The sequence below is a fragment of the Pseudomonas sp. MWU12-2029 genome (assembly GCF_023242425.1).
In the GTDB taxonomy this organism is placed as follows: domain Bacteria; phylum Pseudomonadota; class Gammaproteobacteria; order Pseudomonadales; family Pseudomonadaceae; genus Aquipseudomonas; species Aquipseudomonas kribbensis.
On record NZ_JALJDY010000008.1, the window covers coordinates 1 to 17,090 of the forward strand.

Consider the following 17,090-nt stretch of genomic DNA (forward strand, 5'->3'; position numbering starts at 1 on the left):
TATTTCCAACTCCTTCCAGGCTTCGATGATCTGAAGCCACCCGCTATCGAAACTTACACAACTCGTTGAATCTCAAGGAGTTTTCCGTTTCGACTGCGCCGGAAGTGGGGCGAATTATAGAGACTCAGAATCTGCCGTCAACCCTTAATTTTGCTTTTCTTTCAATAACTTGCAGACAGGCCAAAAAATGTCCGACTCTCTATATAGAAGAAGGATCCACCCCCCTCTATATAGAGAGAGAAGATTCAGAGCACGCCATCCTCTTTCATCGCAGCCACCGCCCCCGCTCCCAGACCCAGCACCCGCTGCAAAACCTCCAGCGTATGTTCGCCCAACAAAGGAGGCGCACGACGATACTCGACAGGTGTCCGAGACAACCGAATCGGACTGGCCACCTGCGGCACCATCCCTGCCAACGCATGAGGCAGCTCAATCGCCAACCCGCGAGATTTCACCTGTGGATCCTCGAACACCTGCGACAGATCATTGATCGGCCCACACGGCACCCCCGCCTGCTCCAGCTGAGCCACCCACTCGGCGGTCGTCTTGAAAACTGTCGCCTGACGGATCAACGGAATCAGCACCGCCCGATTCGCTACACGCAGCTTATTGGTCGCGAAACGCGGATCGTCCGCCCACTGCGGCTGCCCCGCCACTTCGGCGAATTTGCGGAACTGCCCGTCATTACCCACCGTGAGAATGAAGTCACCATCAGCCGTAGGAAAGTCCTGGTACGGCACGATATTCGGATGCGCATTGCCCAGCCGCTTTGGCGCATTGCCCGTCGTCAGGTAGTTCATCGCCTGGTTAGCCAGACATGCCACCTGCACATCCAGCAGCGCCATATCAATGTGCTGACCGCCACCATCGTGATCACGGTGAGCCAGTGCCGCCAGGATCGCCACGGTCGAATACAGACCGGTCAGAATATCCGTGAGCGCCACACCCACCTTCACCGGCCCGGCACCCTCATCACCTTCAGGTCGCCCGGTCAGACTCATCAGCCCGCCGAGACCCTGGATCATGAAGTCATAGCCTGCGCGCTTCGCATACGGCCCGGTCTGACCGAAACCAGTGATCGAGCAATAAATCAGATCCGGATTGATCGCCTTCAGCGACTCATAGTCCAGACCATAAGCCGCCAGTCCACCGACCTTGAAGTTCTCGATCAGGATGTCGGACTTGGCTGCCAGCTCCCGCACAAGCTTCTGACCTTCAGGACGCGTGAAGTCGATCGTCACCGATTGCTTGTTGCGGTTGGCCGACAGGTAATAGGCCGCCTCGCTGGTGTTCTCGCCATAAGCGTCTTTCAGGAAGGGCGGCCCCCAGGCGCGGGTATCGTCACCATTACCCGGGCGTTCGACCTTGATCACTTCCGCCCCAAGGTCGGCAAGAATCTGCCCGGCCCATGGGCCGGCCAGCACTCGCGACAAATCCAGTACCCGCAGATGCGACAGCGCGCCCATGGTCGCTCTCCTGTTAATAGAACGCCTGCAGGCCGGTCTGCGCACGACCGAGGATCAGCGCGTGAACGTCGTGAGTACCTTCATAGGTATTCACCACTTCCAGGTTGACCAGATGACGGGCCACACCGAATTCATCGGAAATGCCGTTGCCACCCAGCATGTCACGGGCCATGCGAGCAATCTCGAGAGACTTGCCGCAAGAGTTACGCTTCATGATCGAAGTGATTTCAACCGCAGCAGTGCCTTCATCTTTCATGCGGCCCAGACGCAGGCAGCCTTGCAGTGCCAGAGTGATTTCGGTCTGCATGTCAGCCAGTTTTTTCTGGATCAACTGAGTAGCGGCCAACGGGCGACCGAACTGCTGGCGATCCAGGGTGTACTGGCGAGCGGTGTGCCAGCAGAACTCGGCCGCGCCCAGCGCGCCCCAGGAGATGCCATAACGTGCAGAATTGAGGCAGGTGAACGGACCTTTCAGACCACGCACGTCCGGGAAGATGTTTTCTTCCGGTACGAACACGTTGTCCATGACGATCTCACCAGTGATCGAAGCCCGCAGGCCGACCTTGCCGTGAATCGCCGGAGCGCTCAGGCCTTTCCAGCCCTTCTCCAATACAAAGCCGCGAATATCGCCGGCGTCGTCCTTGGCCCAGACCACGAACACATCGGCGATCGGGCTGTTGGTGATCCACATCTTGGCGCCGGTCAGGCTGTAGCCGCCTTCGACTTTGCGTGCACGCGTAATCATCGCGCCCGGGTCGGAACCGTGGTTCGGCTCAGTCAGACCGAAGCAGCCGATCCACTCGCCGGAAGCCAGTTTCGGCAGGTACTTCTGCTTCTGAGCTTCGGTACCGAATTCATTGATTGGCACCATCACCAGCGAAGACTGCACGCTCATCATCGAACGATAGCCAGAGTCGACACGCTCGACCTCACGGGCAATCAGGCCGTAGCTGACGTAGTTGAGGCCGCTGCCACCGTACTGCTCGGGAATGGTCGCACCCAACAGGCCAACTTCACCCATTTCACGGAAGATTGCCGGATCGGTCTTCTCATGGCGGAAGGCTTCCAGAACGCGTGGCGCGAGGCTCTGCTGGGCAAATTGCTCGGCAGTGTCGCGGATCATGCGTTCTTCTTCAGTCAGCTGTTGATCCAGCAGCAGTGGATCGATCCAGTTGAAGCTAGCTTTACCGCCCATGAGTGAGTCCTCGCAAATCGGGTGAATTAACGTGGCATTGATCCTAGGCGCGCTTCGCCCTCCCGGCAAACGAGGATTTCGCATCCTGTTGTGCTAATTTCTCACTCCGAAACGTCGCCAAGTGCCTTATATGCGGCGTATTAGTGAGGTTGACGTACATGCGCCGCAAGATACCCAGCACCACCGCCCTGATCAGCTTCGAGGCGGCCGCCCGCCACGAGAGTTTTACCAAGGCCGCCGAAGAACTTTCCCTCACCCAAGGCGCCATCTGCCGACAGATCGCCAGCCTTGAGGAGTTCCTCAGTGTCGAACTCTTCCGACGCTCGCGACGCGGGGTGAAGCTGACGGAAGCGGGGCTTTCCTATAGCCGCCGAGTAGCGACCCAGCTCGATGCCGTTGAGCGCGACACCCTGTCGGTGATGGGTCAGCAGGGCACCAACGTGATCGAGCTCGCTGTGGTGCCCACCTTCGGCACGCAATGGCTGCTACCAAGACTCAAGGACTTCCAGCTCAAACATCCGGAGGTCACGGTCAACCTGACCAACCGAACCCGTCCCTTCCTGTTTGCCGACACCGACTTCGATGCCGCCATCTACTTCGGCGATGCCGACTGGTCCGGTACCGAATCCCACAGGCTGATGGGTGAGAATCCGATGCCGGTGTGCAGCCCCGCCCTGCTCGGCAACGAGACGCATCTGACTCCCGATGAAATCGCCGATTTCCCTCTCCTCCAGCAAACCACCCGCCCCTACGCCTGGCGACAGTGGTTCAACTCGCAGCACCTGAACATCCCCCGCGACATGACAGGTCCGCGCTACGAGCTATTCTCCATGCTGGCCCAGGCAGCCATGCATGACATGGGGATCGCGTTGATCCCACCGTTCCTGATCCAGCGCGAATTGGCCGAGAAACGCCTGGTGATAGCCAACCCGAATGCACTTTCCAGCATCAAGGCGTATTACCTGATGATTCCGGAGCGAAAAGTCGAATCTGCATCACTGAAGGCATTTCGCGACTGGCTGGTAAATCAGGCACACAGCTACAACCTAGAAGGATGAAGGCCTTCAGCGATTGCTAACCCCGTAGTCAGGATATTCAAAGCCCTACAGATATAACTATTTGTCGCAAATCGACAGACTGTATCCGAAAGTCGTACAGACGTCCCACAAGCGCCTGCCAGCGTGGCTTTGCGCCCTAATTCGCGACTCATTGCGGCCTATTCACGTCACCGATGAGAAAATTCTTCAAATTCATCCAGACTCCTTGAAAGGCACGGCCTGCAAGGGATTCAACTGGCCATCTGCGACATTCGGTCACGGGATGACTTGTAGTTAATTTTCCGTCACCCGTCATAATCCCTTGAAGGGCATAAACTTCGCCTGCAAAATGCCGCGCCCCGCCCTGATTTGGCGGGATCGTGCTGATCGGCCGCCCCAGTCGCACCATCCGTAGTGCATGGGTTTACTCAATAAGATCACGCAGGAGATTTGACGTGCACATTGGTGTTCCTCTCGAAACCCAGACCGGTGAAACACGGGTTGCTGCAACCCCGGAAACCATTAAAAAGCTGATCAGCCAAGGTCATAAGGTCACTGTGCAAACCGGCGCCGGCGTTAAAGCCAGCGTTGTCGACAGTGCCTATGAAGCGGCAGGCGCAACCATTGGCAGTGCCAATGACGCGTTTGGCGCCGAGCTGATTCTCAAAGTGGTCGCGCCAAGCGATGCCGAACTGACGCTGATCAAGCGCGGCACGGTGCTGGTGGGCATGCTCAACCCGTTCAACAACGACACCATCGCGAAGATGGCCGAGTGCGGGATTACCGCGTTCGCCCTGGAAGCGGCGCCACGTACGTCCCGGGCCCAGAGCCTCGACGTGCTGTCCTCCCAGGCGAACATTGCCGGCTATAAGGCGGTATTGCTGGCCGCTCACTACTACCCGCGTTTCATGCCAATGCTGATGACCGCTGCGGGCACCGTGAAAGCGGCGCGCGTGCTGATTCTGGGGGCTGGTGTGGCCGGGTTGCAGGCGATTGCCACGGCGAAACGTCTGGGTGCCGTCATCGAAGCGTCCGACGTACGTCCGGCCGTGAAGGAACAGATCGAGTCGCTCGGCGCCAAGTTCGTCGACGTGCCTTACGAGACCGATGAAGAACGCGAATGCGCGGTCGGCGTCGGTGGTTACGCACGCCCGATGCCGGCGAGCTGGATGCAGCGTCAGGCCCAGGCCGTGCACGAGCGCGCCAAGCAGGCTGACATCGTCATCACCACCGCACTGATCCCGGGCCGCAAGGCACCGGTGCTGTTGAGCGCGGACACCGTGGCGCAGATGAAACCCGGCTCGGTGGTCATCGACCTCGCTGCTGCCCAGGGTGGCAACTGCCCGCTGACCGTTGCCGATCAGGTCGTGATCGAGAATGGCGTGACCATCGTCGGCCCGACCAACCTCGCCGGTGAAGTCGCCTCCGACGCCTCGGCGCTGTACGCACGCAACCTGCTGGACTTCCTGAAGCTGGTATTCACCAAAGAAGGCCAGTTCGAAGTGAACCTCGAAGACGACATCGTCGCCGCGTGCCTGATGTGCCGCGACGGCCAAGTCATCCGCAAAAACGCCTAAGCAGGGATTCAGACGATGGAAGAGCTTATCTCCCCCGGTATCTACAACCTGATCATCTTCGTGCTGGCGATTTATGTCGGTTACCACGTGGTCTGGAACGTTACACCCGCATTGCACACGCCGCTGATGGCAGTGACCAACGCCATTTCGGCGATCGTGATCGTCGGCGCCATGCTGGCTGCTGCCCTGACCGTCACCCCGCTGGGCAAGACCATGGGCACCCTCGCCGTGGCACTGGCCGCAGTCAACGTGTTCGGTGGCTTCCTGGTCACTCGCCGCATGCTTGAGATGTTCAAGAAGAAAGCCCCGAAAGCAAAAGAAGAGGCGCCTAAGTAATGAGCATGAACCTCGTCACGACGCTCTACCTGATCGCGTCGATCTGCTTCATCCAGGCCCTCAAAGGCCTGTCGCACCCGACCACGTCGCGCCGCGGCAACCTGTTCGGCATGCTCGGCATGGCGTTGGCGATCCTGACCACCATCGGCCTCATCTATAAGCTCGGGGCTGAGCTGGCCACCGCCGGCATCGGCTATGTGATCGTCGGCCTGCTGATCGGCGGCACCGCCGGTTCGATCATGGCCAAGCGCGTTGAAATGACCAAGATGCCGGAACTGGTTGCGTTCATGCACAGCATGATCGGTCTGGCAGCGGTGTTCATCGCCATTGCTGCGGTGGTCGAGCCGCAGTCGCTGGGCATCGTCAAGCAACTGGGCGACTCGATCCCGGCGGGTAACCGTCTGGAGCTGTTCCTCGGCGCGGCCATTGGTGCAATCACCTTCTCCGGTTCGGTGATCGCATTCGGCAAGCTGTCGGGCAAGTACAAGTTCCGCCTGTTCCAGGGTGCACCGGTACAGTTCAGTGGTCAGCACAAGCTGAACGCCGTGCTGGGTCTGGCGACGCTGATCCTCGGCATCACCTTCATGCTCACCGGCAACCTCGCCGCGTTCGCACTGATGCTGGCCCTGGCGTTCGTCATGGGCGTGCTGATCATCATCCCGATCGGCGGCGCCGACATGCCGGTGGTGGTGTCGATGCTCAACAGCTATTCCGGCTGGGCGGCGGCAGGTATCGGCTTCTCGCTGAACAACTCGATGCTGATCATTGCCGGCTCCCTGGTGGGTTCGAGCGGTGCGATCCTCTCGTACATCATGTGCAAGGCGATGAACCGTTCCTTCTTTAATGTACTGCTCGGCGGTTTCGGCAATACCGCGGACGCCGGTCCTGCCGGTGAGAAGGAAGCCCGTCCGGTGAAATCCGGCTCGGCTGACGACGCAACCTTCCTGCTGACCAACGCAGACACCGTGATCATCGTTCCGGGTTACGGTCTGGCGGTGGCCCGTGCACAGCACGCATTGAAAGAGCTGACCGAGAAGCTGACCCACCACGGCGTGACCGTGAAGTACGCGATCCACCCGGTGGCCGGTCGGATGCCTGGCCACATGAACGTACTGCTGGCCGAGGCCGAAGTGCCGTACGACCAGGTGTTCGAGATGGAAGACATCAACTCCGAATTCGGTCAGGCCGACGTGGTACTGGTGCTCGGCGCCAACGACGTGGTCAACCCGGCCGCCAAGAACGATCCGAAATCGCCGATCGCCGGCATGCCGATCCTCGAAGCGTTCAAGGCCAAGACCATCATCGTCAACAAGCGCTCGATGGCCAGCGGCTATGCCGGTCTGGACAACGAACTGTTCTACCTGGACAAGACCATGATGGTGTTCGGCGACGCGAAGAAAGTCATCGAAGACATGGTCAAAGCGGTCGAGTAAATCGCTCGCTGCCGTACCGGACGCCCCGACTTGTCGGGGCGTTTTTGTTTGCAAAAACCGTCGGACAATTTGCCGCGTTGTTGCAGATCCGGTAACGGTGTTTTACTTGAAACCCGCTAAATAGACGCCTCGTTTGCGACCTTGGTAGCGGGACAGGCGCCCGCGAAATTCACTAGACTGCGCATCCTGCTACTCGCTGCCCGAGAAAATAATCCATGTACCGTGACCGTATTCGCCTGCCTTCGTTGTTGGATAAAGTGATGAGCGCCGCCGACGCCGCTGCGCTGATTGAGGACGGCATGACCGTCGGCATGAGCGGCTTCACCCGTGCCGGCGAAGCCAAGGCCGTTCCCCATGCACTGGCCGAGCGAGCCAAGGTCACGCCGCTGAAGATCAGCCTGATGACCGGTGCCAGCCTGGGCAACGACCTCGACAAGCAACTGACCGAGGCCGGCGTTCTGTCCCGGCGCATGCCGTTCCAGGTCGACAGCACCTTGCGCAAGGCGATCAACGCCGGCGAAGTGATGTTCATCGACCAGCACCTGTCGGAAACCGTCGAACAACTGCGCAACCAGCAACTGAAGCTGCCGGACATCGCAGTGATCGAAGCCGTGGCCATCACCGAACAGGGTCACATTGTGCCGACCACTTCGGTGGGCAACTCGGCGAGCTTCGCGATCTTCGCCAAACACGTGATTGTCGAGATCAACCTGGCACACAACGCCAACCTCGAAGGTCTGCATGACATCTATATCCCGACCTACCGCCCGACCCGCACGCCAATTCCGCTGGTAAAAGTTGACGACCGCATCGGCAGCACCGCGATCCCGATTCCGCCAGAGAAGATCGTCGCCATCGTCATCACCCAGCAGTCGGATTCGCCGTCTACCGTGTCGTCGCCGGATGTCGACACCAAAGCCATCGCCGATCACCTGATCACCTTCCTCAAGCAGGAAGTCGATGCCGGACGCATGACCAACAAGCTCGGCCCGCTGCAGGCCGGGATCGGCAACATTGCCAACGCGGTGATGTGCGGGTTGATCGATTCGCCGTTTGAAGACCTGACCATGTACTCCGAAGTGCTGCAGGATTCGACCTTCGACCTGATCGACGCCGGCAAGCTGAGCTTCGCCTCGGGCAGTTCGATCACCCTGTCGGAACGGCGCAACAGCGACGTGTTCGGCAACCTGGAGAAGTACAAGGACAAACTGGTGCTGCGCCCGCAGGAGATCTCGAACCATCCGGAAGTGGTTCGTCGCCTGGGCATCATCGGCATCAACACGGCCCTTGAGTTCGACATCTACGGCAACGTCAACTCCACTCACGTCTGCGGCACGCGGATGATGAACGGGATTGGCGGCTCGGGCGACTTCGCACGCAACGCGCACCTGGCGGTGTTCGTGACCAAGTCGATTGCCAAGGGCGGCGCGATTTCCAGCGTGGTGCCGATGGTCAGCCACGTCGACCACACCGAGCATGACGTCGACATCCTGGTGACAGAGGTAGGCCTGGCCGACCTGCGTGGCCTGGCGCCACGGGAACGCGCCCGGGTCATCATCGACAACTGCGTGCACCCGGACTACCGCCAGGCGCTGAATGATTACTTCGACAAAGCCTGCGCCATCGGCGGCCACACCCCGCACATTCTGCGTGAGGCCCTGAGCTGGCACATCAATCTGGAAGAAACCGGGCACATGCTGAAGGCTTGATTCGCACAGATATTCCGCTGGCGCAAACACAGTTTCGCCAGCGGAAATTTGAAAATCTCCAACCTCGTCAAAAACTGTACTGCTGTACCGGTCTTTTCCTACGGCTTTTGCCTACTCGCATCATCGAATCGAGCAAAAATGCACCAAATAGGCGCAGACAGGTACAGTTTGCGCGATTTTGACCCGTACACCCCCTATAAACAGTTAACTGGTCACTCACAATACAAGTGAACTGTATCTAGAGAGTCTGGCCAAACGAGAGGATCATGGGCACCAGTTAAACCACTACCTGATCCCGCCACAAGCGGAAGGATGTCAACCATGGAACGTACACTCAGTTCCGAACTGTTCTTCGAAGACAAAGCTGCAAAAACCCAGGCTTCCCTGCCTCTGCGCGTTATCGCCAACCTGATGTTGTGGCAGCGCCGCATCTCCAGCCGCCACCAACTGGCTCGTCTGGACTCGCGTCTGCTGGCTGACGCCGGTATCAGCGAAGCACAACGCTACGAAGAGCTCAGCAAGCCGTTCTGGCGCTAAGTAGCGTCGCTGGCTCTGGTCACCAGACCCACCGCCAGCAACCCGAATTGAACAAACAAGACCCGTCGCGGGAAACCGCGACGGGTCTTGTCGTTTTGGGGTCGGAAAACATGCGATACAGGTGCCTGTATCGCAGACAGGTACAGTTTCGATGAAACCAAAACTGAACCAGTACAATTTTGCCGCGGTGTATCTGCCGTGCTCACTGCATTCAGCTCAACATGACCTTCCGCTCCCGCAGACTTAAGGAAGACGTCATGAATCACTTACAGGATGTTTCAGCAGTTACGATCGATCGCTCTCCCCGCTACGGTCTTCTACGGCGGCTATTCAAAGGCTTCTGGCAAGGCCTGGAGCGCGCCAGGACAAGGCGCCTGCTGGCTCAACTCGATGGGCGGGATCTCGCCGATCTCGGCCTCAGCCACGCGGATCGACTGAACGAACTGGAGAAACCCTTCTGGCGCTAGCATTTTGCCCTCTGTGCGAAACCTCCCACACAGGCCTAATATCCGGGCAGAACGTGGCGAATGCCGTGCGACTGGCGTCTGACTCCCCAGACACCAAGCCACCTCTCAATACGAAATTTCCAGAGGAGTTACACCATGTCCCGTCTTCGCCTGCTCAGCGCTGCCGCCCTGCTGGCCGTGGCTGCCAATGCCAGCGCCACCAGCTTCATCGTGACCACCGACGCCGTTGTTGGCGCGCTGAAGTCCTCTTCGGACGCGACTTCCGACGTCAGCTCTTCGCTGCGTGACAACAAAGTCGTGATCGCTGCCCGTGACGACGCTGCCAGCTTCGTTGCCAGCGAAGGCCAGATTCGCGGCGTGAAACTGGAAAGTGCCCTGGACCTTATCCGCCATCAGGCTCCGCAATTGAATGCAACCGACGCACAACTGGCACAAGCCATCCTGGCGATCTGATCCGATGTTGCTGGAAGGGACACGCCAGCCGTGTCCCGATGTTTCGCCGCTGGCTCTGGACCGGGCATTGCGCTAGCCTTGGGGCTCGCTAACAGCTCCTGAGACCCATGCGTTTTTATCAAAATCTGCTTATCCCTTCTGTTCTGCTCACTGCCTGCTGGGCGACCTCGGTCGATGCCTTTGATGTCTCGACGCAAAACACCGTCGTCAGCGGTTACGCCACCAGCATGGTGTCTTCCGCGCCTTTCGACCGTAAACTGTTGTTCGCCGCCCACGACGATGCCGCGGCATTCGTTGCCAGTGACGGCCAATTGCGAGGCGCCCAGCTGGAATCCGCACTGCATTACCTGCGTAAATCCCGGCCAAAACTTCATGTAAGCGACCTTGAACTGGCACAGGCAATTCTCGTCCAATAGTTATTCTTGTCCCCTCCGGAGTCGTTCCATGCGTAGCCCGCTGATTGCTGCCGCCCTTGGCCTGCTGTTGTTGGCCGATATGGCCCAGGCGCACACCCTGGTAGCCACCAGTAACATCATCGTTCGTGCCTCCCAGCGCACCATCGATTTCACGTCCGACACCACCACGTCGATCCGCGATTCGAAAATCATCCGCGAAGCCCACGACGACGCCGCCAGCTTCGTCGCCAGCAACGGTGATATCCGTGGCGCGCACCTGGAAGCCGCCCTCGACACCTTGCGCACCCGCGTGCCGGAAGCCCGCGACGCAAGTGACCAGGTACTCGCCGAAGCCATCCTCGCATTGTGAAATCTCTCAGCGCCTGGCTGCTGGCCGGGGCGCTGCTGCTGATCGGCAGCAACGCCCACGCCAGCCTGCAACTGCGGCTCAAGACCGAGGGTCTGAGCCCCGCCCAACAACAGGCCAGTCAGGCGCTGCTCGATGAAGCAATGCAGAAACTGCCGCCCAGCTTCATCGAACGTCTGGATCGACGTATCGATGTCGGCTGGACCGACGAGATGCCCGACAATGCCTACGGTGAGGCGGCTCTTGTTTCCGAGCTGGACCTGAACCGCAAACTGCTCGCCAGTCTCACCGACGGCAGCGCAGCCAAACAAAAGACCAGTCGCCCCCACGGCACTGTGCGGCAGGAATTGCTGGCCACGGTGCTGCACGAAATCACCCACATTTACGACCGCGCACGCCTGTGGCCAGCCGCCGAACGCACGCTGATCCAGCGCTGCACCCGCCGCAACAACAGTGCCGGACTGATCGGCCTGCCGGACGAGTGCCGGGGCCAGAACGACCGGCGCTTCACCCTCAGCGATGACCCGCGCCTGCTCGACCTCGCCGGCTGGCAGCAATACGTCGGTCGCCGTGGCGAACGTGAACAGCACAACCGGCAGATCGCCCGCAGCCCGGACCTGTACGAGATCTCCAGTCCGAAGGAATTCGTCGCGGTCAACATGGAGTATTTCCTCCTCGACCCGAGCTACGCCTGCCGCCGCCCGGCGCTGTACCGCTATTACAAGGAACACTTCGGCTGGGCGCCGCCGGAAAAGGACACCTGCGCCAAATCCTTCGCGTTCCTGAATGCCGGCAATGACTTTGCCAAGCAACCACTGGGGCAGGTCGATCCAGAACGTGTCTACGCCATCGACTACCTGCTGGCCGAAGCGAATCAGAACTGGGTCAGCCGCTGGGGACACAGCATGTTGCGCCTGGTGATCTGCGCACCGGGCCGGCCACGCGGGCCGGACTGCCGACTGGATCTGGACCAGCATCTGGTGCTGTCCTACCGCGCATTCGTCGGCGATGTGCAGCTGTCGAGCTGGGACGGACTGGTCGGCAAATACCCGTCGCGCCTGTTTGTCCTGCCGTTGGCCCAAGTGATCGACGAGTACACCAAGACCGAACTGCGCAGCCTCGCCTCGGTGCCGCTGAACCTGTCGCGCAGCGAGATCGAAGACGTGGTCGAACACGCCGCCGAAATGCACTGGAGCTACGACGGCAACTACTTCTTCCTGTCCAACAACTGTGCGGTGGAGAGCCTGAAACTGCTGCGCAGCGGCAGCAACAACTCGCAGCTTGTCGGCCTCGACAGCATCATGCCCAACGGCCTTCTAGAAGTGCTCAAGGGCCGGGGCCTGGCGGACACCAGCGTGCTGGACAACCCCAAAGAGGCGTTGCGTCTGGGGTATCGTTTCGACTCGTTCCGCGATCGTTATCAGGCAATGTTTGATGTGCTGAAAAAGCAATTGCCGATCAAGCAGACCAGCGTCGAGGAATGGCTGTCGCTGTCTGCCGAAGAGCGGCGGCCATGGTTCGAACGCGCGGACCTGCGCACCAGCGCTGCGTTGCTGTTGTTGGAGCAGGCAAGCTTCCGGCGCCAGTTGCTGCTGGCCCAGGATGAGGTAAAGCAACGCTACCTCGGCGCCCGGGAGCTGGAAAACGGCGGTATGGATAAAGCCAACGCGACGCTGCAGCAGATCCTCGCCAACAGCGGCTTCCTCAGCCGCCCGGCGGAACTGCTCGATTCTCGTGGTTACGGCCTGCCGCAACCTAGCGAATTCAGCCGGCTGGAAGCCGAAAGCAGCCAGCGCCAGAAACAGCTACTGGTGCTGAGCGGTGATCTGGACAAGGAAGTGCGTGCACTACTGGAGCCCAAGCGAGCCGCAGAGATTGCCGCCAACGAGGCCAACGTGAAGCAGATCGGCGAGCATTTACGCAAACTGCACAAAGCCTCGGGTGGCCTGGAACTGCCCTGAAAACAACGGCCCTGAAAAACAAAAGACCGCAGCCTAAGCAAGACTGCGGTCTTTTTTATTGCCTGCAAATCAGTACAGAACGCCATCCAGAATTTCGTAGACGATCCCGGTACCGACCGCGATCAACACAATATCGCCACCGGCCCGTCGCCATTCATAGCCCGGATACACCGGCAAACGCCCCAACGCCCGGGGATCCAGCCGCTCGCCGTAATAACCGTGGGGCAACGGCCGGCCGCGTTCCAGACGAATACCCGGAGGCGGCGGTGCACCACGAACGAAGTAGCCGTGATTGTCACGGATCACCTGACGCACCGGCCCGAAGTCTCGAGGTGGCGGGCCGCCCCGATGGCTGCTTTGCCAATCATGGTGATCGCCGCCGCGATCGTCGTAGTGGCCCTGTTGCGGGCCGCCGTGGTCGTGATCGTCGCGTGGGTCGGCGCTGGCCAGCAGCGGCGTGGCGCTGATCATCAGCACGCCCAGACTGGCAATCAGACGTTTCGGCATTTTCATGGGGTTTCCTCACTGCACTGACAGCAAAAAGGGACTCAGAACGTGGTTCTGAATCCCTCGGTCTTGCTGAATTAGTCTGTGCCGCGAGACGCTAATTCCTCTGTATCAGGAACTTTACCTTCAGCTGACGCGGGCCTTACGCACGCCTTCGGACAGCGCCGAGCACAGGCTCAGCACGCCATCGATGGCCTGAGCCGGAGTGGTCGCGTTGGCAATGTGATCAATCAGTGCCGAGCCCACCACCACACCATCGGCCAGACGCGCAATGGACGCGGCTTGCTCCGGCGTACGGATACCGAAACCGATGCTGATCGGCAGGTCGGTATGCCGACGCAGACGCGCCACGGCTTCCTCGACGTGCTCCAGAGTCGCCGCACCGGCACCGGTCACACCGGCGACCGACACGTAGTAAACGAAGCCGGAGCTGCCGTTCAACACTTTCGGCAGACGTGCGTCATCGGTGGTCGGCGTAGTCAGGCGGATGAAGTCAATGCCGGCTGCCTGGGCCGGGTCGCACAGCTCCGAGTTGTGCTCCGGCGGCATGTCGACCACGATCAGGCCGTCAACGCCAGCTTCTTTGGCTTCGGCGATGAAACGCTCGACGCCGAACTTGTGGATCGGGTTGAAGTAACCCATCAGCACCAGCGGCGTGTCGCTGTTGTCCTTGCGGAACTCGCGAACCATTTGCAGGGTTTTGATCAGGTTCTGCTTGGCACCCAAGGCACGGATGTTCGCCAGTTGAATCGCCGGGCCGTCGGCCATCGGGTCGGTGAACGGCATGCCCAGTTCGATCACGTCCGCTCCGGCTTTCGGCAGGCCCTTGAGGATCGCCAGCGAAGTGTCGTAATCCGGATCACCGGCGGTAACGAAAGTCACCAGCGCGGCACGGTTCTGTTCCTTGAGTTCAGCAAAGCGGGTTTGCAGGCGGCTCATCAGTGTTTCTCCTGCTTGGAAGTTTCCATGTGGTGCATGACGGTCTGCATGTCTTTGTCGCCGCGACCGGACAGGTTGACCACCATCAGGTGATCCTTCGGCAGCTTCGGTGCGCGTTTGAATACTTCGGCCAGGGCATGGGCGCTTTCCAGTGCCGGGATGATGCCTTCGAGGCGGCAGCACTGGTGGAATGCAGCGAGGGCTTCGTCGTCGGTCACCGAGGTGTACTGGACGCGGCCGATGTCATGCAACCAGGCGTGTTCAGGGCCGATGCCCGGGTAGTCGAGGCCGGCGGAAATCGAGTGGGCGTCGATGATCTGACCATCGTCGTCCTGCAGCAGGAAGGTGCGGTTGCCGTGCAACACGCCCGGTACACCGCCGTTGAGGCTGGCCGCGTGCTTGCCGGTCTCGATGCCGTAACCGGCGGCTTCGACGCCGATGATTTCCACGCCCTTGTCGTCAAGGAACGGGTGAAACAGGCCCATGGCGTTGGAACCGCCACCGATGCATGCCACCAGGCTGTCCGGCAGACGACCTTCCTGGGCTTGCAGCTGATCGCGGGTTTCCTTGCCGATCACCGCCTGGAAGTCGCGGACCATCGCTGGATAAGGGTGCGGGCCGGCCACGGTGCCGATCAGGTAGAAAGTGCTGTCGACGTTGGTCACCCAGTCACGCAGCGCTTCGTTCATCGCGTCTTTCAGGGTACCGGTGCCGGCGACCACCGGGATCACCTCGGCGCCCAGCAGCTTCATGCGGAACACGTTGGCCTGCTGGCGCTCGATGTCGGTGGTGCCCATGTAGATCACGCAATCCAGACCGAAACGCGCAGCCACGGTGGCGGTGGCCACACCGTGCATGCCGGCGCCGGTCTCGGCGATGATGCGCTTCTTGCCCATGCGCCGCGCCAGCAGGATCTGGCCGATGCAGTTGTTGATCTTGTGCGCGCCGGTGTGGTTCAGCTCTTCGCGCTTGAGGTAGATCTTGGCGCCACCGCAGAACTCGGTCAGGCGCTCGGCGAAGTACAGCGGGCTCGGACGTCCGACGTAGTCGCGCTGGAAGTAGGCCAATTCTTCTTTGAACGCCGGATCTTCCTTGGCCGCTTCATATTCGCGGGCCAGGTCGAGGATCAACGGCATCAGGGTTTCGGCAACGTAACGGCCGCCGAACGAGCCAAACAGGCCGTTGGCGTCAGGGCCGTTACGCAGATCGGAGGTGTTCGAAGTCTGGGTCATGGTTCGCTCCAGCGGATTTCACGAGAAGACAATGGCGTTCACTCTACCCCTGACCTTCCAGACTGAAAACCGATAAGATCGCCACAACCTGTCAGGAAAACTCACAGATATCATGAGCCATGACCTTCCCCCGCTGAACGCCCTGCGCGCCTTCGAAGCCACCGCCCGGCTGAACAGCGTCAGTCAGGCCGCCGAGCAGCTGCACGTCACCCACGGCGCGGTCAGCCGCCAGCTCAAGGTGCTTGAAGAGCACCTTGGCGTCAGCCTGTTCGTCAAGGACGGTCGCGGCTTGAAACTCACAGATGCCGGTATCCGTCTGCGCGACGCCAGCGGCGAGGCGTTCGACCGCTTGCGCAGCGTCTGCGCCGAGCTGACCCAAAGCACCGCCGACGCTCCGTTCGTGCTCGGCTGCTCCGGCAGCCTGCTGGCGCGCTGGTTCATTCCGCGACTGGGAAGGCTGAATGCCGATCTGCCGGACTTGCGTCTGCACTTGTCCGCCGGAGAAGGCGACCTCGACCCGCGCCGCCCGGGACTGGATGCGCTGCTGCTGTTCGCCGAACCGCCATGGCCGGCCGACATGCAAGTCTATGAGCTGGCCAGCGAACGCATCGGGCCGGTCATGAGCCCATTGTTCAGCGGCTATCAACAACTGAAATCAGCACCGCCCGCTGCCTTGCTCGACGAGCCCTTGTTGCATACGACTTCGCGCCCGCAAGCGTGGCCGAGCTGGGCACAGCAAAACGGCCTCGATGCCAAGGCGTTGAAGCTGGGGCAAGGTTTCGAGCATTTGTATTACTTGCTGGAAGCGGCCGTCGCCGGGCTGGGCGTGGCGATCGCGCCGGAACCGCTGGTGACTGAAGACTTGAAGGCCGGGCGCCTGGTCGCGCCATGGGGTTTTTGTGAAACCCCGGCGCAACTGGCGTTGTGGCTACCCAAGCGCGCCGCCGACGGGCGCGCCCGGCAATTGGCGCAGTGGCTCAGGAATGAGCTGCGCCAGGCGGATCACTCGCCGCGCTTGAACAGCAAGTAAGCGGCCAGCAGACCCAGTGCACCGACCGCCACACCGGCGGTCGTCCACGGATGTTCCTGCGCGTAATCGCGGGTGGCGATCCCGGTTTCGCGGGTTTTGACTTTGACTTCTTCGTAGGCATCGCTGAGCAGACTGCGCGAATGTTTCAGCGCACTTTCGGCGTTGCCCTTGAGCGCCTTGAGGGTCTTTCGCGACTCGTCCGAAGCGTCGTCTTTCAGGCTTTCCAACGATTTGAGCAGACTCTCGATCTCCGCTTCCATGCTTTGCAACGAGGCTTTGCGTAACGAGGTGTTGGCCATGGTGGCTCTCCTGCATTGGTGATGAGTGGCGTGTGTTGTTTGGGACTTCACGGGTTCTGGAAAGTGCAGAAAATCTGAACTCCGGTTTCTCCCGGCGACCGAAATCAACAGCGCAAATCGCTGCTAGGCTCAATTCCACACGTCAAGGAG

The 17,090-nt window shown here is 60.3% G+C and carries 18 protein-coding genes; 12 read left to right on the forward strand and 6 right to left on the reverse strand.

The features are described from left to right. Nucleotides 1-245: 245 nt before the first annotated feature. Together M5B44_RS19860 and M5B44_RS19865 are read right to left on the reverse strand one after the other, a co-directional pair. Nucleotides 246-1,466 carry a CaiB/BaiF CoA transferase family protein gene (locus tag M5B44_RS19860; RefSeq protein WP_192559427.1) on the reverse strand — a complete coding sequence of 407 codons (1,221 nt, stop codon included), beginning with the start codon at nucleotides 1,464-1,466 and terminating at the stop codon, nucleotides 246-248. A 13-nt stretch (nucleotides 1,467-1,479) separates the two neighbouring features. After that, on the reverse strand, nucleotides 1,480-2,661 hold the full coding sequence (locus tag M5B44_RS19865; protein WP_064379316.1) for an acyl-CoA dehydrogenase: 1,182 nt from the start codon (nucleotides 2,659-2,661) through the stop codon (nucleotides 1,480-1,482). A 158-nt stretch (nucleotides 2,662-2,819) separates the two neighbouring features. Between M5B44_RS19865 and M5B44_RS19870 the strand changes: the two genes are divergently transcribed. The 11 genes from M5B44_RS19870 to M5B44_RS19920 all read left to right on the forward strand — a co-directional run bounded on the left by M5B44_RS19870 (nucleotide 2,820) and on the right by M5B44_RS19920 (nucleotide 12,933). Further along, entirely contained in the window at nucleotides 2,820-3,719 is a 900-nt protein-coding gene (locus M5B44_RS19870; protein WP_248740264.1) for a LysR family transcriptional regulator, read from the forward strand. Between the two features lie 434 nt (nucleotides 3,720-4,153). Continuing rightward, nucleotides 4,154-5,275 carry a Re/Si-specific NAD(P)(+) transhydrogenase subunit alpha gene (locus tag M5B44_RS19875; protein WP_248740265.1) on the forward strand — a complete coding sequence of 374 codons (1,122 nt, stop codon included), beginning with the start codon at nucleotides 4,154-4,156 and terminating at the stop codon, nucleotides 5,273-5,275. Nucleotides 5,276-5,290: 15 nt separating this feature from the next. Then, the gene (locus tag M5B44_RS19880) at nucleotides 5,291-5,611 is read left to right on the forward strand and encodes an NAD(P) transhydrogenase subunit alpha (RefSeq protein ID WP_003220416.1); all 321 of its coding nucleotides are present in this window, start codon (nucleotides 5,291-5,293) and stop codon (nucleotides 5,609-5,611) included. Continuing rightward, a complete protein-coding gene (locus tag M5B44_RS19885; protein WP_134828664.1) occupies nucleotides 5,611-7,044 on the forward strand; it encodes an NAD(P)(+) transhydrogenase (Re/Si-specific) subunit beta in 1,434 nt (477 codons plus the stop codon). The genes M5B44_RS19880 and M5B44_RS19885 overlap by 1 nt, the downstream gene beginning before the upstream one ends. 215 nt (nucleotides 7,045-7,259) lie before the next feature. Then, complete coding sequence (locus M5B44_RS19890; protein ID WP_248740266.1) at nucleotides 7,260-8,753, forward strand: acetyl-CoA hydrolase/transferase family protein; 1,494 nt, start codon at nucleotides 7,260-7,262, stop codon at nucleotides 8,751-8,753. A 321-nt stretch (nucleotides 8,754-9,074) separates the two neighbouring features. Continuing rightward, a complete protein-coding gene (locus tag M5B44_RS19895) occupies nucleotides 9,075-9,290 on the forward strand; it encodes a DUF1127 domain-containing protein (protein ID WP_003220409.1) in 216 nt (71 codons plus the stop codon). A gap of 257 nt (nucleotides 9,291-9,547) precedes the next feature. After that, nucleotides 9,548-9,757 carry a DUF1127 domain-containing protein gene (locus M5B44_RS19900; protein ID WP_248740267.1) on the forward strand — a complete coding sequence of 70 codons (210 nt, stop codon included), beginning with the start codon at nucleotides 9,548-9,550 and terminating at the stop codon, nucleotides 9,755-9,757. A gap of 135 nt (nucleotides 9,758-9,892) precedes the next feature. Continuing rightward, nucleotides 9,893-10,210 (forward strand): DUF2388 domain-containing protein, encoded by a 318-nt coding sequence (locus M5B44_RS19905; RefSeq protein ID WP_085713004.1) that lies wholly within the window; start codon nucleotides 9,893-9,895, stop codon nucleotides 10,208-10,210. 107 nt (nucleotides 10,211-10,317) lie between these two features. After that, a complete protein-coding gene (locus M5B44_RS19910; protein ID WP_134828660.1) occupies nucleotides 10,318-10,626 on the forward strand; it encodes a DUF2388 domain-containing protein in 309 nt (102 codons plus the stop codon). Nucleotides 10,627-10,654: 28 nt separating this feature from the next. Next, nucleotides 10,655-10,975, forward strand: coding sequence for a DUF2388 domain-containing protein (locus tag M5B44_RS19915; RefSeq protein WP_248740268.1), 321 nt, complete (start codon nucleotides 10,655-10,657; stop codon nucleotides 10,973-10,975). Then, a complete protein-coding gene (locus tag M5B44_RS19920) occupies nucleotides 10,972-12,933 on the forward strand; it encodes a DUF4105 domain-containing protein (RefSeq protein ID WP_134828659.1) in 1,962 nt (653 codons plus the stop codon). Before M5B44_RS19915 ends, M5B44_RS19920 begins: the two co-directional genes overlap by 4 nt. Nucleotides 12,934-13,002: 69 nt before the next feature. Here the strand turns inward: M5B44_RS19920 and M5B44_RS19925 are convergent, their stop codons facing one another. The 3 genes from M5B44_RS19925 to trpB all read right to left on the reverse strand — a co-directional run bounded on the left by M5B44_RS19925 (nucleotide 13,003) and on the right by trpB (nucleotide 15,611). After that, nucleotides 13,003-13,446 carry an anti-virulence regulator CigR family protein gene (locus M5B44_RS19925; protein WP_085713007.1) on the reverse strand — a complete coding sequence of 148 codons (444 nt, stop codon included), beginning with the start codon at nucleotides 13,444-13,446 and terminating at the stop codon, nucleotides 13,003-13,005. A 120-nt stretch (nucleotides 13,447-13,566) separates the two neighbouring features. Continuing rightward, nucleotides 13,567-14,379: a tryptophan synthase subunit alpha gene (trpA, locus tag M5B44_RS19930; RefSeq protein ID WP_085713008.1), complete on the reverse strand. Its 813-nt coding sequence runs from the start codon at nucleotides 14,377-14,379 to the stop codon at nucleotides 13,567-13,569. Beyond that, the gene (gene trpB / locus M5B44_RS19935) at nucleotides 14,379-15,611 is read right to left on the reverse strand and encodes a tryptophan synthase subunit beta (protein ID WP_248740269.1); all 1,233 of its coding nucleotides are present in this window, start codon (nucleotides 15,609-15,611) and stop codon (nucleotides 14,379-14,381) included. The genes trpA and trpB overlap by 1 nt, the downstream gene beginning before the upstream one ends. A gap of 112 nt (nucleotides 15,612-15,723) precedes the next feature. Between trpB and M5B44_RS19940 the strand changes: the two genes are divergently transcribed. Then, nucleotides 15,724-16,641 (forward strand): LysR family transcriptional regulator, encoded by a 918-nt coding sequence (locus tag M5B44_RS19940; RefSeq protein WP_248740270.1) that lies wholly within the window; start codon nucleotides 15,724-15,726, stop codon nucleotides 16,639-16,641. Here M5B44_RS19940 and M5B44_RS19945 read toward each other — a convergent pair. Further along, entirely contained in the window at nucleotides 16,614-16,940 is a 327-nt protein-coding gene (locus tag M5B44_RS19945) for a DUF883 family protein (RefSeq protein WP_007953918.1), read from the reverse strand. The genes M5B44_RS19940 and M5B44_RS19945 overlap by 28 nt on opposite strands. Between the last annotated feature and the right edge of the window lie 150 nt (nucleotides 16,941-17,090).